The sequence below is a fragment of the Kitasatospora sp. NPDC038210 genome, from assembly GCF_055600605.1.
In genome coordinates this window covers 17,794-38,871 of the sequence record NZ_JBVJYK010000016.1, presented here as the reverse complement: position 1 = coordinate 38,871, position 21,078 = coordinate 17,794, and the positions used below count along the sequence as shown (strand labels likewise).

Sequence of the window (21,078 nt, the reverse complement as noted above, 5' to 3'; positions counted from 1 at the left end):
AGAGCGGGAAGATGAACACGCTGACGCGACGCGACCGGCTCCGCCTCCAGATGTCGGAGGACGTCAGGGCCGTTGCCCGGGACATCATTGCGACGCGAGGGGTGGACGCCCTGAGTCTCGCGGAGATCGCGCGACGGGTGAGCGTCACGCCGGCGGCGCTCTACCGGCACTTCGAGAACCTGGCGGACATCGTCCGGCACGCGGCCCGTGACATCGTCGCCGACCTCGCGCTCGATCTGCAGGCGGCGGTCGACGCGGAGTCCGAGACCGACTTCGCGGCCCGGCTGATCGCCCCCACCCGGGCTTTCCGCCACTGGGCCCTGGTCCACCGCCAGGAGTTCAACCTGCTGTTCGGGACGCCGACGGCCGCGGCTGCGGACGCGCAGACGGACATGAGCAGCGACTGGGTCCGTCGGCTCTCCGATGTCTGGGGCCCGGTGTTCGTGCAGCTCTGGAACGCCCGCCCCTATCCGGTCCTGGCCGACGACGAACTGGAGCCGCTGCTGCGGCAGCAGATGGCGGCGTACCGCGCGGCGACCGGAGTGGACATGCCGCTCGGCGCGCTGGTCGTGATGCTCTCCTGCTGGCGTTCGATCTACGGCCAGGTGGCGCTGGAGGTCTTCGCGCACTTCGCGCCGCTGATCGTCGATCAGGAGCCGATGTTCGAGATGCTGATGCGGGACCTGATGGACCGGATGGGCCTGGGGGCGGACTACCGGCCGCCGTCGTGACGGACGGACGCCCGCGCCCGGGGCCCGGTTCCGCAGGAACGGTCGAGGGGCCCGCTCCCGGCCGACCCGATCCGTGCTGAACTGCCTTGCCCCGGTGCTATGTTCAAGCTGTCCGGCTCGTAGTCCGCAGGAACCTCGGGGGCCACCCATGACCGACCGCGACACCGGCACCGACCGCGCCCGCGAGCAGGCCACCCGGGCCCTGCTCGCCGAATACGCCGCCGGAGCCCGCGAGTTCACCGGCCGGACGTTCACCGGGCTGCGCCTCGGCCAGGAGGACCTCAGCGACGCCGTCTTCGTCGACTGCGAGTTCGACGACTGCGTCCTCGCCCTGGGTGCCTTCGACCGCTGCGAGTTCCGGGGCTGCCGCCTGCGCCGCATCAACGCCATCCAGGCCTCCTTCGTCGAGGCCCGGTTCCTGCACTGCGACCTCGAAGAGGCGGCCTTCCGCGCCGCCGACTTCTTCAAGGCCACCTTCCGCGGCGGGAGCTTCGGCGGCAACTACCGCGAGGCCTTCTTCGTCCAGGCCGTCTTCGACGAGGTCACCTTCCTCGGCGCCCGGTTCGACGACGCCCACTTCGGGTTCAACGTCTTCTCCGATGCCAAACTCGTCGCCACCACCCTGGATCCGGTGGTCGTCGACGGGCTCTGCCGGATCGACGAGCGCACCATCTCCACCTCCTTCATCCTCAACAGCCGCGCCCTGGACGTGGCCCGCGAGCAACTCCACGACGACCGGGCGGTCCGGGAGCTGACGCGCGACCTCGCCGGGCTGGAACGGTTCTTCGTCCGGGCCGGGGCCGACCCGGACACCGTGCGCGCCTACCGCGACACCGCCCGCGGCGCCCGCGAGCCGGCCCGCCCCAGCGTCTTCATCAGCTACAGCGCGGCCGACGAGTCCTTCGCCACCGAGCTGCGCGACCAGCTGGAGGCCAACGGCGTGGACACCTGGTTCGCCCCGCACGACATCCGCGGCGGCCGCACGATCCTGGAGCAGGTCACCGAGGAGATCCAGCGGCGCGGTCGGATGATCCTCGTGCTGTCCGAGGCCAGCATGGCCAGCAACTGGGTGGCCACCGAGATCGGCCGGGCCGTACGGGCCGAGCGCGAGAGCGGGACCCGCAAGCTCTTCCCGATCCGCATCGTTCCCCACGAGCGGCTGCTGCGCTGGGAACTCTTCGACGCCGACGCCGGCTACGACGTGGCCCGCACCATCCGCGAGTACTACATCCCGGACTTCTGCGACGACGGCCTCGCCCTCCACCAGTCCGTCAGCCGCCTGGTCCGCGACCTGCGGGAAGGGTGAGGACGCTCCGAGCCCGCGGGAAACCCGTCGAACTCCACTGACAGCAGGTGTCAGGGGAGCGTCCCTAGCCTGCGACGCATGGACAACAGCACCGGCTTCGGCTTCCTCACCGGCACCTACGACGTCGTCAACCGTTGGCGCAAGGACTTCCTCGACCCTGCCGAGGGCGACGACCACTGGGAGGAGTTCCCGGGCCTCACCCGCGCCTCGGCCCACTTCGACGGGCGGGCCAGCTTCGATGAGATCGACTTCCCGACCAAGGGCTTCGCGGGGCTGACCCTGCGGCTGTACGACCCGGCCGCCGACGCGTGGTCCCTGTACTGGGCGAACGGGCGCGCCGGCGTCCTCTTCCCGCCCGTCACCGGCCGGTTCGGTCCGGACGGCACCGGCCTCTTCCACGGCGACGACGAGTACGCCGGCCGGAAGGTGAAGGTCCGCTTCGTCTGGTCCGGGATCACCGCCACCTCCGCCCACTGGGAGCAGGCGTTCTCCGTGGACGACGGCCGGACGTGGATCACCAACTGGCACATGCAGATGACCCGCCGCGAGGACTGACCGGCGCGCACGGCCCCGCCGCCGCAGCACACGGCCCCGCAGGGGCGGCACCGATGGCGCTCCGGGAACCGGTCCCGGGGGTGCCTAGCCGATCGCGATGACGGGGTGGTCGGCGGGGTCGATCCACTGCATCGTCCTGGCCATGAAGGCGGCGGGGACGGCGACGCAGCCGGCCGTGGCGCCGGCCTGCGGGCCGAGGTCGTGGAGGAAGATGCCGGCGCCGCGGCCCTTCACCACCGGGGCGGTGTTGAAGTCGATGACCAGGGCGTTGTCGTACTGGACGGGGTAGTTGACGAGGTGTTCGCTGCCGAGCGGCCCCTGTTCGGTGAGGTGGAAGCCGCCCTCGGTGTCGGTGCGCATGCGGTTGTAGTAGGCGGAGGACGGGTCCTGGACCCACCAGTCGTGCGGGGTGACGTGGTGGTAGGGCATCCTCGTGCCCGGGTCCGGCGCGATGCCGAAGGCCTGGGTCAGGGTGTACGTGCCGGTAGGTGTGGTCCCGGTCCCCTGGACACGGGTGGCTCCGTCGTGCAGGCCGCCGGAGCCGATGCGCGCGTCGGCGGTGGAGTCGAGGGCCCGCCAGAAGCCGCCCTGGCGGGCCCACAGGGTCACGGTGGCACGGGTGCCGTCCGCCTTGACCGTGATCACCTGGTCGGCCGGGCCGGTCGCCACCGGCACCGGGAACGGTCCGTTGCCCGTCCCGACCTGGGCGGGGCCGGCACCGGTCAGGGTGACGGCGGCGCCGAGCGCGAGGGCCACGCTCGTGCGACGGAGTGCCGAACGGCGGCGGTCGGCGGGGAGTGTCCGGGAGACGGCCATGGCGGGGCCCTTCTGGTGTGGACGGCACGGGCGGGCGGCGGGACGAGGCAGCGGACCCTCTGCGGGCGAAGGCGTCACTCCGGGTGGTCCCGACCACGCAGGGCCATGATCGGCTCGCGGGGGCACCCGCGCCAGCACCGACACCGGCGGGCCCGGGTGGCCGGGGCCCGACGGGCGGGACACAATCGTCGGGGCGGCGCGTGACCCGCCACGCCGCCGGTGGGACGACGTACTCGACCAGGAGGCGACAGTGACCGGTGTGACCAGCGCCGATCTACTCGTAGACGCGTTCGACCGGATCCGTGACACGGTTGCCGACGTGGTCGACGGCCTGACCCCCGAGCAGCTGGCGTTCCGGGTGCAGGACTCGGCCAACTCGATCGCCTGGCTGGTCTGGCACCTCACCCGGGTGCAGGACGACCACCTCGCCGACGCCACCGACCGCGAACAGGTGTGGACCGCCGACGGCTGGGCGGGCCGGTTCGAGCTGCCGTTCGCCGCGGCCTCCACCGGCTACGGGCACCGACCCGCACAGGTCGCGAAGGTCATCGCCACCGCCGACCTCCTCCTGGGCTACCACGAGGCCGTCCACGCACGGACCGTCGACTACGTGCGCGGCCTCGACAACCGCTCCCTCGTCCGGATCGTCGACGAGGCCTGGCAGCCCCCGGTCACCCTGGGGGTGCGTCTGATCAGCGTGATCTCCGACGACCTCCAGCACGTCGGCCAGGCGGCCTTCGTCCGCGGCCTGCTGCCCCGGCACTGAGCCCCGGTGCGGCAGCCCGGCGCCGACAGCCCGGGCGCGCGGCACAACCACCACCGACGGGCTCGGCCGAAGCGGTCACTCCTCGCCGGCCCCGGGGCGTGGTCGGTCCTCAGTGCCGGTCGGACTCCGGGCCGGCGAGCGGTACGGGCGGCCGGGGGCGACGGCGGGGCTGGGCTCGACGGCGGGGAGGGCCGAGAGCACGGGCTCGGCGGGTGCGAGGGGGCGGCGGGTACGGGGTCGGTCCCGGCTCGTCGAGGCCCGGGACGGGCGGTACGACGCGGAACGCGCCGGTGGCGAGTGCCTCGTCCGGCGCCCGGCTCGCGGTCCCGGTCCGCCGTGGTCGACGGCAAACGCGAAGACGGACCCGGCTGCCACGAGATCGTGGAACCGGGTCCGTGCGTCACGGCCCTGGGGCCGGCGGGTCAGCAGCCGCTGAGGATGTCGATCGCGACGACCTGCGAGCCCAGCGACCAGCCCTGACCGGGGTAGAGCCGGTCGATGAAGCCGGAGTTGTACTTCAGCAGGGCGCAGTCGTCGTGGCGGGCGTTGGTGACGTAGGCGGCGGACCGGGTCAGCGAGCTGGTGTTCTGCCAGCCCTGGTCCTTGTACATGGTGAGGATGTTGCCGTTGCCGTCCTCGAAGCACACGTACGGCCAGGGGCAGGAGGCCGCGGAGGCCGTCGGCGCGAGCGCGAGCGTGGAGGCAATGAGCGTTCCGGCGAGGCCGAGAGCGGCCGTGATCTTCTTCATCAGTTCTTCCTCATCGATGGGTACCGCTGCTGCTGGCCTTCGTCCGGCGCCGCCGGCCCGGGGAGTGGGGCGGCTGCCAGGGGTGTCGCCGATCGGGGTCGGGTACTGTGTGGCGCCCACGGGCTGTCATCATGTACACGTCTATCGATCGGGTGAAGGGGGAGGGCTCAGGCGGGGGGCTGTCGAACGTCTCGTCGGGTGTCCGTGTCGTGGTGCCGCGGACGGGCTGTCGAGATGGGCACAAATGTACGCGCGCGGGGCGCGGTTGATGCCGGCTCTGCTCGGCGCCCGGGCCCCGTAGACGGTGTCTCACGTCGACGACCTGCGGTTTGGGACGGCGGCGGACGTGAACTGGAGACGTCTCAAACCGTCGGCGCGGAGGCGTCGCCGGTACTGCGGTCGGGGCGGCCGACCGGGGCGGCATTCCCCCGCTCCGGCCGCGTCAGGGACGCTCGACGTACTGCAGGACACCGCCGAGGGAGAAGCAGAGCGCGCCGGTGAGGGTGCCCCAGTTGGCGATGTCGGAGTTGACCAGGCTGTCGGTGGCCGGGCGGGTGTAGGCGGCGAGTGCCGAGACCATGAACAGCACGGAGCCCAGCTGGTTCACGGCGACGATCCACCAGCCCAGGCTGCGGCGGCGGATGCAGGGCCGGCCGTGGCAGATCTCGGCGAAGGCGAGGTGGCCGGCGATCAGGAAGAGCAGGCAGCCGATGACGTCGGGCGTCCAGATCAGCCGGTTGACCTGCCGGACGCTCAGCCCCTGCAGGAAGGAGAAGACCAGGTTGACGCCGAACACGAGGGTGCCGGTGAACAGCACGAACGCGCTCAGCCAGTCGACCCGCGTCGGCTCGTAGCTCCACCAGCGCCACGGGCGGGTGACCAGCCGGCCCTCGCCGCCCGGCACGTGGCGGGGGGCGTTGACGACCTGGAGGAGCGAGACGAAGCCGCCGGTGTTGAAGAAGAGCCCGCCGGCGAAGTAGATCGAGGCGCAGGTGGTCGCGTCGCCGGAGCCGAACTGCGCGACGGCGGCGCCTGCGGCGAAGAGCGCGCCGCCGATGACGAAGGCGGTGGCGGCGATGACGTTGAGCCGGCGCAGCCGGGCGAGGGCGGTGTCGTCGGCGCTGGTGGGCCGGGGTGCGGCCGCGCCGGGCGGGTGGACGGCGAGGATGCCGCGGCGCCGTGCGGGCCGTGACTCCCACACGGCGGTGCCGCCGCCGGGCGGGTGCCAGGTGAGCCGGGTGGTGAACGGTCCCGCGCCTTCGGCGCGCTGCTCGGGCTGTCGTCCCACGAGCCGAGACTAGACGCCCGACGGACCGTCCGCCGAGCGCAACGCCGTACCGCGGACGGCCGTCCGCCGGGACCGGCAGCCGCAGCCGCAGCCCACGAGTCCGAGCGTGCCGCAGCCGGACGGATCCGCTCGCGCCCGCCATGATCGGAGGACGGATGCGCACCGGCCACCGGCCGCCGCTCGGCCCGGCCCGCGCCGCCACCAGACCCAGGCCCGTACGACCCGGACTTCCCGGGCGGGCCGGACCCCGAGGGGATGCCCATGCCGCCCGGACCGCCGACCGAGGACGCGGCAGCGCCGCAGAACCCCTACGAGATCGTCCGCAACCGCGGGTACGTGGCGGTGCTGGTGATCTCCGCACTGCTCGGTGTCCCGGTCTCGGCCGGCGCGTTCGGCTTCCTCGCGCTGGTCACCGAGCTCCAGTCGCTGGTCTACACCGACCTGCCGAAGAGTCTCGGCTTCGCCGGCACCCCCGACTGGTGGCCGATCCCGCTGCTCGCGGTGGCGGGCGTGCTGGTCGCCCTGACGATCCGCCACTTGCCGGGCGGCGGCGGCCACAGGCCGGCCGAAGGACTCAAGACCGGCGGCACGCCGTCGTTCGCCTCGGTGCCCGGAGTGCTGATCGCCGCGGTCGTCTCGCTCAGCCTGGGGGTCGTCCTCGGCCCGGAGGCCCCGCTGATCGCGCTAGGCGGCGGGCTCGCGGTCGGTGCCGTCCGTGCGCTGAAGCGGGACGCCCCGCCCAGCGCCGTCTCCGTGATCGGCGCGGCCGGCAGCTTCGCGGCCATCAGCGAACTGCTGGGCTCCCCCCTCATCGGCGCCTTCCTCCTGATGGAGGCGTCCGGGCTGGGCGGCCCGATGCTGGGCGTGGTGCTGGTCCCCGGCCTGCTCTCGGCGGGCATCGGGTCGCTGATCCTCACCGGACTCGGCAGCTGGACGGGCCTGGGCACGTACTCGCTGGCGCTGAACCAGGTGCCGGCCGCCGGCCGGCCGACCCTCGGGGAGTTCGCCTGGGCGGTCGTCGCGGGGGTGGCCGCCGCGCTGCTCGGCGAGGCGATCCGGCGTTCCGCGCTCACCCTGCAGGGCGTGGTGGACCGCCGCCGGCTGCCGCTCACCGTGCTGATGGGCGTCGCCGTCGGCGTGATCGCGTTCGCGTACGCGGAGATCACCGACCGGCCGGTCAGCGGTGTCCTGTTCTCCGGGCAGGACGCGCTCGGGCCGCTGCTGGACGGCGCCTCGGGCTACACGGCCGCGACCCTCGTCGTGCTGCTGCTGTGCAAGTCGCTGGCCTACTGCGCCTCCATGAGCGCCTTCCGCGGCGGCCCGGTCTTCCCGGCCGTCTTCGCGGGCGCGGTCGGCGGGCTCGCCCTCAGCCACCTTCCCGGCCTGGGCACCACCGCCGGATTCGCGGTGGGGATCGGCGCGATGACGGTGGCCATGCTGAAGCTGCCCATGACCGCCGTCCTGCTGGCCACGCTGCTGCTCGGCCAGGCCGGCCTGACCGTGATGCCGCTGGTGATCGTCGCGGTGGTGGTCTCGTACGTCGGCACGCTCCGGCTCGCCCGGCTCCCCGCCGCTCCGCCGCCGCCGCCGGACGTGCAGCCGCCGGCGCAGCCGAAGGCGCCCGCGGCCTGAGTCCTGACCGGGGGCGGGCGTTGCCCAGGGGATGCGGCGGGATGCGGCGGACGGCGTAGGCCCGCAGGCCGGGACCTCGGTTCTGCCCGTAGTGTCCGATTCGGAGGATCCGAGGACGATACGAGAGGTGACCGGTGGCTCTCCACAACGCACAGGAGCCGGCGTCCGATGCGGCCGTCGACATCTTCGCCTCACCACTGAGCGAACACCCCCTGCCCAAGCGGGCCATGCCGGACATCCCGGCGCCGCCGCAGGTGGTATTCCAGCTGCTGCGCAACGAGCTCCTGCTGGACGGCAACGCCGCGCAGAACCTCGCCACCTTCTGCACGACCTGGACGGACGACGAGGTCCGCCGGCTGATGGACCTCTGCCTGGACAAGAACATCGTCGACAAGGACGAGTACCCGCAGACCGCCGAGATCGAGTCGCGGTGCGTGAACATCCTCGCCGACCTCTGGCACGCCCCGGCCGGCTCCGGCGAGTCCAACGCGGTCGGCTGCTCGACCACCGGCTCCAGCGAGGCGGCGATGCTGTGCGGCCTCGCCCTGAAGTGGCGCTGGCGGGACCGCCGGAAGGCGGCGGGCCGGTCCACGGAGCGGCCGAACCTGGTGTGCGGCCCGGTCCAGGTGTGCTGGGAGAAGTTCGCCCGGTACTTCGACGTGGAGCTGCGCCAGGTGCCGGTGGAGCCCGGGGCGACCGGACTGCAACCGCACCAGCTGCGCGAGTACGTCGACGAGAACACCATCGGCGTGGTCGCGATCCTCGGGGTGACGTACACCTGCACCTACGAGCCGGTGGCGGAGATCGCGGCCGAGCTGGACCGCCTGCAGGTGGAGACCGGCCTCGACGTGCCGCTGCACGTGGACGCGGCGTCGGGCGGGTTCATCGCGCCGTTCCTCCACCGCGACCTGGTCTGGGACTTCCGCCTGCCGCGGGTCGCCTCGATCAACGCCTCCGGCCACAAGTACGGGATGGCCCCGCTGGGCGTCGGCTGGGCGCTGTGGCGGGACCAGGCCGCGCTGCCGGACGGGCTGGTCTTCCACGTCGACTACCTCGGCGGCGACATGCCGACCCTCGCCCTCAACTTCTCCCGGCCGGGCGGCCAGGTGGTCACCCAGTACTTCATGTTCCTGCGCCTGGGCCGCGAGGGGTACCGCCGGGTGTACCAGGCCTGCGCCGACACCGCGCAGCACCTCGCCCGGCAGATCACCGAGATGGGCCCCTTCACCCTGCTCTACGACGGCGTCGGCGCCCTGCCCGCCGTCTCGTACACCCTCACCGACCCCGACTCGGTCGGCTGGAGCCTCTACGACCTCTCCGACCAGCTCCGCATGCGCGGCTGGCAGGTCCCCTCCTACCCGCTGCCGCCGGACCGCCAGGAGACCGTCATCCAGCGCGTCCTGGTCCGCCACGGCGTCGACCGCGACGAGATCGAGCTGCTCGCCGACGACATGCGCCGGGCCATCAAGATCCTCGACCAGGGCCGCCCCCACGACCGCGACCGCGTCGGCTTCCACCACTGACGGCCCCACCGGGCACGCCCCCGCCGCCCCGGCAGGCAACGGCGGGGGCCGAGGGCGACGACGGGCGTCAGTCCGGGGTGTGCCGGGCTAGGGCGAGGAAGCCGGCGGCGGCGGCCAGGCCCGTCAGGGCGCAGGCACACCAGAGGGCCGTCAGGAAGATCGCGTGTTCGGGGATCAGCACCGAGCTGACGTCCGTCAGCAGGCTGCGCATCAGTATCACCCGAGCCGGTCCACTCGCGGCCAGGACTTCAGCCGGCACCACCGCCCGTCCCCCGCCGCCGACCCCGGCCCGGGCCCCGGTCGGGGTCGACATCGCATCCGGGCTCGTCCGGCCGTTCGGCCCGCGGGCCTTAGCGGCGCAGGAAGGTTCCGCCGTCCAGGATCCAGAAGCCGGCCGGGACCGCGCCGCACCTGGTGACCGCGGAGTGCATCGCGGGGTCGGTCCGGCCCCAGCCGACCCGGCCCTGGTGCTGCTCGTCGGTCGGGTAGAAGGTGAGGCCGGCCTCGGGGTGCCGGCCCTCGTCGAAGAGGTACGGCTCGCCCCCGAGCGGGGTGATCACGGTCCGCGAGATCGGCCCCGTCACGGTGACGGCGCCGTTCCCGTCGACGGTCAGACAGTCGACGTCGAACTCGGCCCGGACGGTGCCGCTCGTCTCGAAGACGTGCTGCACCACGGCGTGCCCCCGGGCGTTGCCGTCGACCGTACGGGCGCTGACCCACGCGGTGAGCCGCTCGCCCGGGTTGGGGCCCGGTCCGTGCTCGTTGAGCAGGGTCCAGCCGTCCAGCGCGAGGTGCCGGGCCGGTACGGGGGCGGCCGACGCGGTCGCCGCCGAGGCGGTGCCGGCCGTCCCGGCCGCGAGGGCCGCGACCGCGGTGGCGAGCGCGACGGCGGTGGTGAGCTTGCGCATGGTCGATCCTCCGAGGGGAGAAGGGAGTCGGGCCGTTCCCGACGTCCTCCAACCTCCCAGTGCACCCCCGGTCGTGGCCTCCGCCGCAGGGAGGGAACCGACTCCCCCCGCGGGGGAGCCGTTCCTCCTCCGCTCGGCCTACCGCCGTGCCGTGCCGTGCCGTGAGGCCCGCGGACCGCGATGTCCGTCCCATTGCCTAGGCTGGGGCCAAGTCGATGATCAAGGGGGCAGGGCTGTGCGGATCGAACGTCACCAGGTGGACGAGGCGCGGGTGCTGGAGGCCGGCGAGGACTTCGTGAACCGGATCGGGAGGCAGGTCCACTCCTACTCCCGCGCCGGCCTGATGACCACCACCGAGTGGCAGCTGATCGCGGACTCCTTCCTCGACTACCTCGGCGCCCTCTCCACCACCCGGCCCGACCTGGACTCCGCCGAGGCCGAGGCGGTCCTCAAGGACGCCTGCGAGGCCGCCGCCGGCGCGGTCTCCTTCGCCGCCTACTACCCGGTCGACAGCTTCCACGTCTTCCTCGACTACCCGAACTTCGGGATGAGTTACGACCCCGAGTACGGGGAGGACCGCGACCCCCGCCACCGGGTCACCGCGCGGGAGTGGCTCGACGCCTTCTGCCTCGCGATCGTCGCCGACAGGGTCTCCCCGCACGGGGAGGCATTCGGCTGGGCCCGTCAGCTGATGCCCGACGAGCCGGTCACTCCCGCCCTCGAACTCGTCGACGCCTTCGTGGCCCACTTCTTCGAGGAGGGCGACTTCCCCGCCCCCGTGGAGCCGCAGCCCGGCCTGCGCGCGCTGCGCGCCCTCACCGACGGGGACCGCGAGGCCTTCGACGCCGCCCTGCTCGCGCTCCTCCAGGACGGCCCGCACGGCACCGGGCCCGCAAGCCTCCTGCCGCTCGTCCCGATCGCCCTCGCCGCCCGCGCGTACCGCACCCACGGCTGGACCCCGGCGGTCGACACCCACTACCTCCCCCACGCCCTGGTCACCGGCTTCGAGACCCCCGGCCCGCGCGTCCACGGCCTCGGCCGCGACCCGCGCCCCGACGCCGTCGCCCGGCTCGCCGCCGGGCCCGTCGACGTCGACCGGCCGAGCCCGGCCCTGCCCCTCAGCCCGGACAGCGAGGCGCGGTTCGAGCGGCGCACCGCGGAGGCCGTCACACCGAAGGAGGGCGAGCCGCTGGACGCGTGGGAGCTCACCGGCGCGCTGCGCTACCAGACCTACCTCCTCGCGGCGCGCGCCTCGCAGTCCGCCGACGCCACCGACGCCCAGCTCGCCAACCTGCGGCTCGGCTCCCGGCTGGGGGCCGCCGTGTTCCGGGCCGCCCTCGCCGAGCCGGGCACCGAGGCCGAGGTGACGATCGACGGCCGGACGCTGCGGCTCGCCGCCAGCCGGGACAGGGACTTCGGCCCGGTCTTCTGGGGGACGGCCCTCTCCTACGCCCTGATCACCGGCAGCCCCGAGGACCTCGACCCGCTCGTCCAGGCCGGCCCCACCATCGCGGCCGAGGACCGCACCCCGTTCGCCCCGTACCGCATCGCCCTGCACGACCACCTCCGCGGCGCCGACCCGCTCCCGGCCACCGAGCGGGCCCTGAAGGAGGTGGAACGCACCCGGGACCAGGGCTTCCTGCCGCCCCCGGTGGTCCTCTTCTCCCAGCTCGTCCGGGGCGACGAGACCAGCTTCAACCTCGCCCTGCTGGACGCCCTGGAGGCCCACCGCGACCACCACTCCGTCGCCGACCGTGCCACCGACTTCGGCGCCGCGCTCAGCCTGGACGTCCTCGCGCTGGCCTGCCACGCGCGCCGCAGCCGCGGCTGGGCCGTCCACGTCCGCTCGCCCTACCTCCCGCCGCGCCTGCTCGCCGCGGCCGGGGCCGGGGCCGTCTGACGCGGGGTCCGGGCCCGTCCCGTCCCGACGCGTGCCGCCCGGGGCTTTGTATCCGTCGTGCATCAGGGAGCGCTTGATCGGGCATCGGTGCCGGTGGCACGACGGGTATGTCCGAATGTCTGCTGTATCGTCCCTTCACGTTCCGCCCCCGCCCCGGCGGCCGTCCGAAGAGGAGCCATCCGCCCGTGTCCGACACCCGCCCGATCCGCGTGCTGCTGGTGGAGGACGACGAGCTGATGCGGCGCGCGTTCACGGTCGCGCTCGAACGGTACGGGTACGAGATGACGGCCGCGGCCGACGGGCTCACCGGGCTTGAGCTGTTCCGGGACGGGGGCTTCGACCTGCTGGTCCTGGACGTGATGCTGCCCGGCCTCGACGGGATCGGGCTGTGCCGCCGGGTGCGGGAGACCAGCCTGGTGCCCGTGCTGATGATGTCCGCGCGCGGTGACGGACTCGACGTCGTCGCCGGGCTGGAGGCCGGGGCGGACGACTACGTGGTCAAGCCGGTCGACACCTTCGTGCTCGTCGCACGCATCCGCTCGCTGCTGCGCCGCGCGACGTACCCGCCGCTCCCGGGGCCGGAACCGGCCGTGCCCGCCGCGGAGGCCCTGGCCTTCGGGGACCTCGTCATCGACACCGCCGGCATGGAGGTGTCCGTCGCCGGCGCGCCCGTGGCGCTGACCCCGACGGAGCTGAAGGTGCTCCTCGAATTCGCCGCCCGCCCGGGCGTCGTGCTGGAACGGCACACCCTGCTGCGCGACGTCTGGGACTACGGCTGGGACGGCGACAGCCGGGTCGTCGACCTGTGCGTGCAGCGGCTGCGGCGGAAGCTGGGCCGGGACCGGATCGAGACGGTCCGCGGCTTCGGCTACAAGCTCAGGCGCTGAGCCCGGTGCGACCGCTTCGCGGGACGCGAACGGGCCGTCCGAGTCGTCCGGGCCGTCCGGACCGTACGCGCCGTACGTCGCTCCGGTGGAAGATCGCCGCGCTGGCCGCCCTCACCGCCTGCCTGGTCGCGGCGGCCGTCGGCGTCCTGGTGCACCTGTGGACCGCGCAGGACATCCGCAGCCGCGCCGACGCCCGGGCCTTCAACACGGTCTACTCGGCCGTGGACGTCTACCGTCGCACCGGCGCGCTCGTGGACGGCGCCGCGCTCGACCCGCCCGACCTGCCCGCCGCGCTGCGCGCCCCCGCCGACGACGACCGGCACACGGCCTACGACGGGAGCGTCGACGGGAACCTCGGGCCGAGCGTCTGGGGCGCCCAGCGCACTGCGGGGCCGGGCAGCCCGGTGCTCGCCGTCCGGATCAACATGAGCCCCGAGCTCCACACCCTGGACCGGCTCGACGTGATCGTGACGCTGGCCTCGCTGATCGCGCTCGGGGCCGCCGTACCCGTCGCGGTGTACGGGGCCGGGTTGCTCGCGCGGCGGTTGCGGCGCGTCTCCGAGACCGCGGGCCGGATCTCCGCCGGGGACCTCGACGCCCGCACCGGGCCGACCGGGGGCCGCGACGAGGTGGCCGACATCGCCACCGCCGTCGACCTCATGGCCGACAGTCTCGGCCGACGCCTGGGCGCCGAGCGGCGGTTCACCGCGGACGTGGCCCACGAGCTGCGCACCCCCGTCGGCGGCCTGATCGCCGCCGTCGACCTGCTCCCGCCGGGCGAGACGGAGGACCTGCTGCGCGACCGGGTACGGGACCTGCGCGGTCTGGTCGAGGACCTGCTGGAGATCTCCCGCCTCGACGCCGGGGCCGAACAGCCGGTCCGCGCCCGGGTGCCGCTCGGCGCCGTCGTCGCGGAGGCGGTCGCGCGTACGGGCCTCGACGCCGAGGTCACCGTGGAAGGGGGCGGCTCGGACGACGGGGAAGGCGCTGCCCACGGGGATGGCACGGTCGGCGGGGACGGTACGGCCGACGGCGAGGGCACGGGCGGCGGCGAGGGCTCCGGGTACGTGGAGACCGACCCGCGCCGACTGGAACGCATCGTCGGCAACCTCGTCGTCAACGCCCACCGCCACGGCGCCGCCCCGGTCACGGTCGCCGTCATCGGACGGACGGTCGTCGTGCGCGACCACGGTCCCGGCTTCCCGGCGGACCTGCTGCTCCACGGCCCGCGCCGCTTCCACACCGGCGCCCGGGAGCGCGGCTCGGGCCACGGCCTCGGCCTCACCATCGCGTTCGGCCAGGCCCGGCTCCTCGGCGCCGGACTGCGCCTGGACAACGCCCCGGACGGTGGCGCCGTCGCCACCCTGTCCCTGCCGCCGGACTGACGGCCGGGCAGCCACCCCACGGCAGGCACCCCCCGACGGCCGGCGGCCCCCCGACGGCCGGCAGCGACCCGCCCGACGGCCGTCCGACAGCGCGGCCGCCGAACCGATACGCACCGGAGCGGCGGCCGATACACGCCGGCCGGGGGCTCCGATACGTTCCCCGGACATCCTTCGACGTGCAGTTCCCGCACCGAGGAGGAAGCCCCCCGTGACCGTCGACCCCCTGGCCCTGAGCCACACCCCCGGCATCGCGGCCGCCACGACCGACCTGACGAAGGTCTACGGTGCCGCCGACACCCGCGTCACCGCCCTGGACGGCGTGAGCATCGGCTTCCGGGAGGCCGAGTTCACCGCGATCATGGGCCCGTCCGGCTGCGGCAAGTCCACCCTGCTGCACTGCGCCGCCGGTCTCGACACCCCCACCTCCGGCTCGGTGCGCATCGGCACCACCGAGCTCGGCACCCTCGACGACCGGCAGCTCACCCGGCTGCGCCGGGACCGGCTCGGCTTCGTCTTCCAGGCCTTCAACCTGCTGCCGACCCTCACCGCGCTGGAGAACATCACCCTGCCGCTCGCCCTCGCCGGGCGCGCCCCCGACCCGCACTGGCTGGACCGCGTGGTCGCCATGGTCGGCCTCGCCGAGCGGCTCGGCCACCGGCCCGCGCAGCTGTCCGGCGGGCAGCAGCAGCGCGTCGCCGTCGCCCGGGCCCTGGCCGGGCGGCCCGCGGTCGTCTTCGCCGACGAGCCCACCGGGAACCTCGACACCCGCACGGGGACGGAGGTCCTCGGCTTCCTGCGCGACTCCGTCCGCGAACTGGGCCAGACCGTGGTCATGGTCACCCACGACCCCGTCGCCGCCTCGTTCGCCGACCGGGCGGTATTCCTCTCCGACGGCCGCCTGGTCGACGAGATGGTGCGCCCCACTCCCGACCGGGTGCTGGCGGTCATGCAGCGCTCCGACGCGCGCGCCGCCGCCCGTTGACCCCGGAACCGTTGACCCCGGAACCGTTGACTCCCGAACCGTTGACTCCCGAACCGCTGACCCCCCGACCTCGCCGACTCCCCAGGAGGACGACCGTGTTGAGAATGGCTGTGCGCAACGCCCTGGTGCACAAGGCCCGGCTGGCCATGACCGTGTTCGCGGTGTGCCTCGGTGTCGCGTTCGTGTCCGGGACCCTCGTGTTCGCGGACTCCACCGCGGCGGCCCACCGCGCCGCCGCCTCAAGGGACTTCGCCGACATCGCGGTCACCGTGACGGCCAGGGAAGCCGGGCCCGGCGCCGCCGCAGGGCAGCAGCCCGGCGTGCTCGACGACCTCCTCGCGCGGACGCTGGCCGACGTCCCCGGCGTCGCGGCCGTCCGGCCGACCGCCGACGGCTCGGCCGTCCTGAACGCCGCGGACGGCACCCCGCTGCGGGTCGGTGCGCGGTGGGCGAACCAGGCCGCCGCCTACGTCCCGCGCACGAACGGCACGGACGGCACGGACGGCCGCTACCCGCTGGTGGCGGGCCGGGGCCCGAAGGACGGCAGCGAGATCGCCGTGGACCGCGGCACGGCCGCCGCCGGCCGGTTGAAGCTCGGCGAGCCGGTCACGCTCGCCACCGACGGGCCGGCGATGACCAAGCGACTCGTCGGCATCGTCACCACCGACGACACCCGGGTGACCGCCGGTGGCACCCTCGTCCTGTTCGACCGGGCGACCGCCCAGCAACTGTTCGCCACCCCGGGCCACTACACCGGAATCGACCTCGCCGCCGCGCCCGGCACCGACCCGTCCGAGCTCGCGCGCCGCGTCGCCGCCGTGCTCCCCGCGGACCGTGCCGAGGTCACCACCGGCGCCGCCCAGGCCGCCCAACAGGCCGTCCTCGTCGGCACGTTGACCCGCGGCTACGAGAAGCTGCCGCTGGTCCTCGCCGGGGTCTCGCTGTTCATCGCCTCGTTCCTCATCGTCAACACCTTCACCATGCTGGTCGCACGGCGCACCCGGGAGGTCGCGCTGCTGCGGGCGATCGGCGCGCAGCGCCGCCAGGTGGCGCGCTCCGTCCTCCTGGAGGCCCTGCTGGTGGGGCTCCTCGCGTCGGCGGCCGGGTTCCTGCTCGGCCTCGGCATCGCCTCGTTGCTGCCCGGCCTCCTCGGCGGCGATCTGCCGCGCGGCCCCCTGGCGATCGGCCCGGATTCCGTCGTCGCGGCGCTGGCCGTGGGGGTGGGCGTCACGTTGCCCGCCGCGTGGCTGCCGGCCCGGCGGGCAGCCAGGGTCGCACCGATCGAGGCGCTGCGGACGGCCGAACAGCCGCCCGCGGGCCGACTGCGCCTGCGCACCGCGGCGGGCCTCGCCCTGGCCGTCCTCGGCGCCGCGCTGCTGGTGTCGCTGCGAAGTGCCAAGGACGCCTCGGAGGGGAACCTGCGGAGCGCGATGCTCGGCTGCGCCCTCCTGGGCGGTGGCCTGATCACGCTCGCGCCGGTACTCGCCATCCCGGTGGTCCGGTCGTTCGGACGGCTCACCGGCCGCTTCGGCGTCGCCGGGCGACTCGCCCGCGAGAACGTGCTGCGCGACCCGCGGCGCACCGCCGCGACCGCCGCCACGTTGATGATCAGCACCGCGCTGGTCACCGGGCTCGCCACCATCGGCAACTCCGCCGCGCGGGCCCTCGACCACCGGGCGGCGGCCGGGCTGGTCGCCGACTACGTGATCGGTTCCCGCTCCACCACCGACGGCGTGGACGCGGCCGCCGTCCGGCGGGTGGCCGAGACCGCAGGGGTGCGGGCGGCGAGCGGCGTCACGGACTCCACCCTGGTGGCCGGCGGAACGGTCCTGCAGGTCGCGGGGGTCGACCCCGACGCGCTGGGCACCGTCGTACGGCTCGACGTGACCAGCGGCTCCGTCCGGGACCTCGGTCCGGGCCGGATCGCCGTCTCCGCCACCGTCGCCCGGGAGCGCCACCTCAGCCCCGGGGACCGCCTCGACGCCCGCATGGGCCGCGCCCAGGAAGCCCGCCCGTACACCGTCGTGGGCGTCTACCGGGACAACCCGACCGCGCTCGACGTGCTCGCCGGCCGCGCCGAGGTGGCGCCCGACAGCTACCTGCCCGGCTCCGTCCAGCGGATCCTCGTGCGCACCGACAGCAGCTCGAAGGCGATGGAGGAGCGGCTGCGCACCGCCGTCGGCAACAGCCCGCTGCTGAAGGTGCAGGACCGCGACGGGTTCGTCCGCGAGGCCGCCGGCACCATGGGTGACCTGCTGGCCGTCCTGTACGGAATGCTCGCGGTCGGCGCCGTGATCGGCGCGCTCGGCATCGTCAACACCCTGGCCGTGTCGGTCGCCGAGCGCACCCGCGAGATCGGCCTCCTGCGGGCCGTCGGCCTGGACCGCGGGGGCGTCCGGCGGATGATCCGCCTGGAGGCGGTGACCATCGCCGCGTTCGGCACCCTGCTCGGGCTGGCCGCCGGACTGGCCGGCGCCTGGGCCGTCGGCCCGCTGGCCACCGGCGCGGTCGAGCACTACGCCATGGCACTGCCCTGGGGGACGCTGCTCCTGGTGTGCGCCGCCTCGCTCGTGATCGGCGCCCTCGCCGCCGCGGTCCCGGCCCGTCGCGCGGCCGCGCTCGGCCCCCTGACGGCGACCGCGCGGGGGTGAGGCACCCTGCCTCGGCCCCGGTCCGGGGGCGGTTTCCCGAACGGTCCGGCGAGGCCGGGCAACGCGCACGGGCTGAAGCATCGTCATGAGTCGGGGACGGCGCCCCCGCTCCACCCGGAGCGGGGGCAGGCTGACGTCAGGATGCTCGCCACCGCCGGCGGCGGCACCTCCTACGGGGTCAACCCGGTCAAGGACTGGGTCGCCAAGGCCGTCCCCCCGACCGCCGTCGAGTACTACGAGCAGCCGGGCGGCCGGCACAGGACCGTGGACTTCGGGAAGCTGATCCCGATGGGACCGGAGTGGCTCACCAAGAATCTCACCGTTCCACAGAACGACAGTTGACGGTACGTCAGACCGACGGACGGCCGCCATCGGTGGGGATGGGCGGGCGGCCCGGGCCGCCCGCCCATCCCTCGGCGCGGTGAACGGCCATCGGGTCGGTGCCGGTCAGGTCGGCGCCGGCGGCCCACAGGCGTGCCGCGGCCGTGGCGTCCGTGAGGTGGTCCCAGAGGGGTTCGATCCTGGGTGCACCGCGCAGCCCGAACGCCCGGGGGCTCCACATCTGGCCGCCGCGGACGCCCGGGTCGAGGACGGCCCGGACAGCGGACCACGCGGCGGCGTCCTTGCCCTGGACGACGAGGCCGAGCGGTAGGTGGCGCAGCCGCTCGCCGGTGGTCCGGACGTGGACGGGCGGGCGCGAAGGGGTGAGGGAGTCGAGTGCGCCGCCGGGGTGAACGAGCACGCTCAGCGTCGTGCTGCCGGCGGCGCGCAGGCGGCGGTCGAGTTCGACGGCGAAGAGCATCTGGGCCAGCTTGGACCGCGCGTAGGCGCGCTTGGGCCGGTAGTCGCGCGTGCTCTGGAGATCGTCGAGGTCCAGGCGTTCGGACTTGGCGGCGAAGCTGCCGGTGGTGACGATCCGGCTCCCCGGGGTCGCCATGAGCAGGGGGGCCAGGTGGTGGGTCAGCGCGAAGTGGCCCAGGTGGTTGGTGGCGAACATCAGCTCGTGGCCGTCCCTGGTCTCGCGCCGCGGCGGATGGTCGAGCGCCACCCCGGCGTTGTGGACGACCGCGTCGAGGCGGTCCAACCCGAGCGCGTCCACGGAGGCCGCGAGCGAAGCGTGGTCGGCCAGGTCCAGGGGCACGTGCCGCACCCTGGCGCCGGGGACGCGCGAGCCGATGGAGGCGATCGCGGCCTCGGCCTTCGCCCGGTCGCGGCTCCCGAGGACGACCGTGGCCCCGGCACCGGCGAGCTGCTCGGCGACGAAGTACCCGATCCCCGCGTTGCCGCCGGTGACCAGGACGTTCCTTCCTGCTGCGGGAGGCAGTCGGTGGACGTCCCACCGCGAGGCCCGGGACGCGGAGGGTACGGAGGGCACGGGGGAAGTGGTGGGCATGGCGGGCTCCCGGAGGCTCGGAGTGGTCTGGCCGTGGGCGGGCCCGCACCTGCTCGGCGGTCCGCGTCCGGCTCCCACGGTCTCGTCGGTGGCTCACAGCCCGCCGACAGGTCGCTGTCCCCGCTGACAGCCGGCCGACACTCGGCCGACAGCGCGCGGCTCGGTCCGGCTCGGCGCGGCCCCCGCGCGGCTCGGTCCGGCTCGGCGCGGCCCCCGCGCGGCCCGGCCCGGCGTGCAGAGTGCCCCCGATTCCTCGGGCGCGTACGGACGGGCGGCCGCGGAACGGGGGTCCGGAGCGACCCCTTCCGGATGGCATGTCCGCGGCCGGAAAATCCCAGGTCAAAGCCTTGTTCGTGGCCGGTTCGCGGGTCTAGCATTCCCGGCACGGCGGCCCCACCGCAGTCGGGCCGCCGAGCAGCCGCGCCCCCCGTCACCGCGGCTGGCCTCCCACACGGCCGGGGCCTCGCGAGTCACCCCCATCGCTCGCGAGACCCCGGCCGGTCGGCCCGACCGACACGGCCGTGGGACTCCCGGGACCCCGGGGCCGGGCTCAGGAACTCGGCCCCGCCGGGGCTGCGCCGGTGGTCGCGGCTTCGTACAGGGCGCGGGTGACGGAGCCGAAGTAGGCGCTGTAGGAGACCTGACGGGTGTTGCCGCCGATGTGGTAGCCGCCGATGGTCCCGATCACGGCCCAGCCGCCGGGCCGGGGCACCAGCATGGGCCCGCCCGACGTCCCGCCGACGAAGCCGTCGCACGCGATGCGCACGAAGGTGCCGGGATCCGCGGGGTCGTCGCTGGCCCACCGGGTGGTCCGGCTCAGGCACTCCAGTGGCCGCTGCGAGGCGGCCGGGTACCCGATCATCCGCACCGCAGCGTGCCGGTGGCCGGAGCCGGTGAGCAGCTCGACCGCGCCGACCGCGTCCTCGATCCGCCGGCCGTCCCGGTCGGGCTCGGTCCTCGCGAAGCCGAAGTCGTACGCGGCCCCGGCGTGCGGGCCCCGGTCGTAGTACTCCTGCGGGACGTAGACGCCGCCGGTCCTGACCGGGAAGATGCCGAACGGCGCGAGTCCGTCGTGGTACTGCGGAACGAATCCCAGGTGCCGCTTGGGGGAGGTGCCGGAGGATCCGGTGAGGCAGTGCCCGGCGCTCAGCACGAGGTCGTGGCCGGGGCTGCGAACCACCGAGCCGGTGCAGGTGCGGTGCGTCCCGACGGCGTCGGTCCAGAAGAACGTGCCGGTCTGCGGCATGCCGTCGAAGCTCCTGCTCGGGGGGACCAACTCGCCGGGCCGGGGCCCGTCCGCCGTGGCCGGTGTGCCCGGTGCGGCGGAGTCGGGGCCGACGGGCCGCGCGGCCGCCATGCGGGCCGAGGTCCAGTACCTGCCGAGCTGCTCCGCGACCGGATTGCCCGGGTGCGGGGTTGCCGCTGACGTGGTCGGGGCGAGCCCGGCACCCAGCGCCAGGGCGGAGGCGACCGCCGCGGCCCGTCTGACGGCTCGTGTCCGCCGTGCGGACGAGGGCGCCCGGCCGTGTCCCTCGACCGGTGTGGGCTCTGGCTCGGAGCCGGTGTCGAGCGGGGCGGGAATCGGCAGCCGGGGCGGCGGAGGGAT

At 74.4% G+C, this 21,078-nt stretch carries 19 protein-coding genes; 12 read left to right on the top strand and 7 right to left on the bottom strand.

The genetic code is table 11. The features are described 5' to 3' along the window. Positions 1-11 precede the first annotated feature (11 nt). The 3 genes from ACZ7KX_RS29065 to ACZ7KX_RS29055 all read left to right on the top strand — a co-directional run bounded on the left by ACZ7KX_RS29065 (position 12) and on the right by ACZ7KX_RS29055 (position 2,592). Positions 12-731: a TetR/AcrR family transcriptional regulator gene (locus ACZ7KX_RS29065; RefSeq protein WP_470329037.1), complete on the top strand. Its 720-nt coding sequence runs from the start codon at positions 12-14 to the stop codon at positions 729-731. A gap of 148 nt (positions 732-879) precedes the next feature. Beyond that, a complete protein-coding gene (locus tag ACZ7KX_RS29060; RefSeq protein ID WP_470329036.1) occupies positions 880-2,037 on the top strand; it encodes a toll/interleukin-1 receptor domain-containing protein in 1,158 nt (385 codons plus the stop codon). Positions 2,038-2,115: 78 nt separating this feature from the next. Beyond that, a complete protein-coding gene (locus ACZ7KX_RS29055; RefSeq protein WP_470329035.1) occupies positions 2,116-2,592 on the top strand; it encodes a hypothetical protein in 477 nt (158 codons plus the stop codon). Between the two features lie 84 nt (positions 2,593-2,676). Here the strand turns inward: ACZ7KX_RS29055 and ACZ7KX_RS29050 are convergent, their stop codons facing one another. Beyond that, positions 2,677-3,408 (bottom strand): L,D-transpeptidase family protein, encoded by a 732-nt coding sequence (locus ACZ7KX_RS29050; protein ID WP_470329034.1) that lies wholly within the window; start codon positions 3,406-3,408, stop codon positions 2,677-2,679. 259 nt (positions 3,409-3,667) lie between these two features. On the opposite strand from ACZ7KX_RS29050, the gene ACZ7KX_RS29045 reads away from it, so the two are divergent. Beyond that, positions 3,668-4,174 (top strand): mycothiol transferase, encoded by a 507-nt coding sequence (locus ACZ7KX_RS29045; protein ID WP_402802717.1) that lies wholly within the window; start codon positions 3,668-3,670, stop codon positions 4,172-4,174. 422 nt (positions 4,175-4,596) lie between these two features. Here the strand turns inward: ACZ7KX_RS29045 and ACZ7KX_RS29040 are convergent, their stop codons facing one another. Further along, positions 4,597-4,923: a hypothetical protein gene (locus ACZ7KX_RS29040; RefSeq protein WP_470329033.1), complete on the bottom strand. Its 327-nt coding sequence runs from the start codon at positions 4,921-4,923 to the stop codon at positions 4,597-4,599. Positions 4,924-5,365: 442 nt separating this feature from the next. After that, entirely contained in the window at positions 5,366-6,211 is an 846-nt protein-coding gene (locus ACZ7KX_RS29035; protein ID WP_470329032.1) for a hypothetical protein, read from the bottom strand. Between the two features lie 261 nt (positions 6,212-6,472). On the opposite strand from ACZ7KX_RS29035, the gene ACZ7KX_RS29030 reads away from it, so the two are divergent. Continuing rightward, on the top strand, positions 6,473-7,843 hold the full coding sequence (locus ACZ7KX_RS29030; RefSeq protein ID WP_470329031.1) for a chloride channel protein: 1,371 nt from the start codon (positions 6,473-6,475) through the stop codon (positions 7,841-7,843). Between the two features lie 134 nt (positions 7,844-7,977). Further along, positions 7,978-9,366 (top strand): glutamate decarboxylase, encoded by a 1,389-nt coding sequence (locus ACZ7KX_RS29025; RefSeq protein WP_470329030.1) that lies wholly within the window; start codon positions 7,978-7,980, stop codon positions 9,364-9,366. 67 nt (positions 9,367-9,433) lie between these two features. Here the strand turns inward: ACZ7KX_RS29025 and ACZ7KX_RS29020 are convergent, their stop codons facing one another. After that, positions 9,434-9,577, bottom strand: a complete 144-nt coding sequence (locus ACZ7KX_RS29020) for a hypothetical protein (protein WP_470329029.1) — start codon at positions 9,575-9,577, stop codon at positions 9,434-9,436. A gap of 139 nt (positions 9,578-9,716) precedes the next feature. Further along, positions 9,717-10,274: a hypothetical protein gene (locus ACZ7KX_RS29015; protein ID WP_470329028.1), complete on the bottom strand. Its 558-nt coding sequence runs from the start codon at positions 10,272-10,274 to the stop codon at positions 9,717-9,719. 235 nt (positions 10,275-10,509) lie between these two features. On the opposite strand from ACZ7KX_RS29015, the gene ACZ7KX_RS29010 reads away from it, so the two are divergent. The 6 genes from ACZ7KX_RS29010 (at position 10,510) to ACZ7KX_RS28985 (ending at position 18,421) form a co-directional block, all read left to right on the top strand. Next, positions 10,510-12,174, top strand: coding sequence for an immunity 49 family protein (locus ACZ7KX_RS29010; RefSeq protein WP_470329027.1), 1,665 nt, complete (start codon positions 10,510-10,512; stop codon positions 12,172-12,174). A 236-nt stretch (positions 12,175-12,410) separates the two neighbouring features. Next, positions 12,411-13,061: a two-component system response regulator CseB gene (gene cseB / locus ACZ7KX_RS29005; RefSeq protein WP_470329151.1), complete on the top strand. Its 651-nt coding sequence runs from the start codon at positions 12,411-12,413 to the stop codon at positions 13,059-13,061. 92 nt (positions 13,062-13,153) lie between these two features. Then, entirely contained in the window at positions 13,154-14,446 is a 1,293-nt protein-coding gene (locus ACZ7KX_RS29000; RefSeq protein ID WP_470329150.1) for a sensor histidine kinase, read from the top strand. Positions 14,447-14,654: 208 nt separating this feature from the next. Beyond that, on the top strand, positions 14,655-15,428 hold the full coding sequence (locus tag ACZ7KX_RS28995; protein ID WP_470329026.1) for an ABC transporter ATP-binding protein: 774 nt from the start codon (positions 14,655-14,657) through the stop codon (positions 15,426-15,428). Positions 15,429-15,532: 104 nt separating this feature from the next. Continuing rightward, the gene (locus ACZ7KX_RS28990; RefSeq protein ID WP_470329025.1) at positions 15,533-18,079 is read left to right on the top strand and encodes an FtsX-like permease family protein; all 2,547 of its coding nucleotides are present in this window, start codon (positions 15,533-15,535) and stop codon (positions 18,077-18,079) included. 141 nt (positions 18,080-18,220) lie between these two features. Next, positions 18,221-18,421, top strand: a complete 201-nt coding sequence (locus ACZ7KX_RS28985; protein WP_470329024.1) for a hypothetical protein — start codon at positions 18,221-18,223, stop codon at positions 18,419-18,421. 7 nt (positions 18,422-18,428) lie between these two features. On the opposite strand, the gene ACZ7KX_RS28980 is transcribed toward ACZ7KX_RS28985, so the two are convergent. Further along, entirely contained in the window at positions 18,429-19,472 is a 1,044-nt protein-coding gene (locus ACZ7KX_RS28980) for an SDR family NAD(P)-dependent oxidoreductase (RefSeq protein WP_470329023.1), read from the bottom strand. A gap of 550 nt (positions 19,473-20,022) precedes the next feature. Next, positions 20,023-20,718 (bottom strand): trypsin-like serine peptidase, encoded by a 696-nt coding sequence (locus ACZ7KX_RS28975; RefSeq protein ID WP_470329022.1) that lies wholly within the window; start codon positions 20,716-20,718, stop codon positions 20,023-20,025. Positions 20,719-21,078: the final 360 nt, after the last annotated feature.

What these genes read in the sequence shown, in the direction of transcription:
- ACZ7KX_RS29065 (WP_470329037.1), top strand. Translation starts at nt 12, where the DNA reads ATGAACACGCTGACGCGACGCGACCGGCTCCGCCTCCAGATGTCGGAG.
- ACZ7KX_RS29060 (WP_470329036.1), top strand. Translation starts at nt 880, where the DNA reads ATGACCGACCGCGACACCGGCACCGACCGCGCCCGCGAGCAGGCCACC.
- ACZ7KX_RS29055 (WP_470329035.1), top strand. Translation starts at nt 2,116, where the DNA reads ATGGACAACAGCACCGGCTTCGGCTTCCTCACCGGCACCTACGACGTC.
- ACZ7KX_RS29050 (WP_470329034.1), bottom strand. Translation starts at nt 3,408, where the DNA reads ATGGCCGTCTCCCGGACACTCCCCGCCGACCGCCGCCGTTCGGCACTC.
- ACZ7KX_RS29040 (WP_470329033.1), bottom strand. Translation starts at nt 4,923, where the DNA reads ATGAAGAAGATCACGGCCGCTCTCGGCCTCGCCGGAACGCTCATTGCC.
- ACZ7KX_RS29030 (WP_470329031.1), top strand. Translation starts at nt 6,473, where the DNA reads ATGCCGCCCGGACCGCCGACCGAGGACGCGGCAGCGCCGCAGAACCCC.
- ACZ7KX_RS29020 (WP_470329029.1), bottom strand. Translation starts at nt 9,577, where the DNA reads ATGCGCAGCCTGCTGACGGACGTCAGCTCGGTGCTGATCCCCGAACAC.
- ACZ7KX_RS29015 (WP_470329028.1), bottom strand. Translation starts at nt 10,274, where the DNA reads ATGCGCAAGCTCACCACCGCCGTCGCGCTCGCCACCGCGGTCGCGGCC.
- cseB (WP_470329151.1), top strand. Translation starts at nt 12,411, where the DNA reads ATGCGGCGCGCGTTCACGGTCGCGCTCGAACGGTACGGGTACGAGATG.
- ACZ7KX_RS28990 (WP_470329025.1), top strand. Translation starts at nt 15,533, where the DNA reads ATGGCTGTGCGCAACGCCCTGGTGCACAAGGCCCGGCTGGCCATGACC.
- ACZ7KX_RS28985 (WP_470329024.1), top strand. Translation starts at nt 18,221, where the DNA reads ATGCTCGCCACCGCCGGCGGCGGCACCTCCTACGGGGTCAACCCGGTC.
- ACZ7KX_RS28980 (WP_470329023.1), bottom strand. Translation starts at nt 19,472, where the DNA reads ATGCCCACCACTTCCCCCGTGCCCTCCGTACCCTCCGCGTCCCGGGCC.
- ACZ7KX_RS28975 (WP_470329022.1), bottom strand. Translation starts at nt 20,718, where the DNA reads ATGCCGCAGACCGGCACGTTCTTCTGGACCGACGCCGTCGGGACGCAC.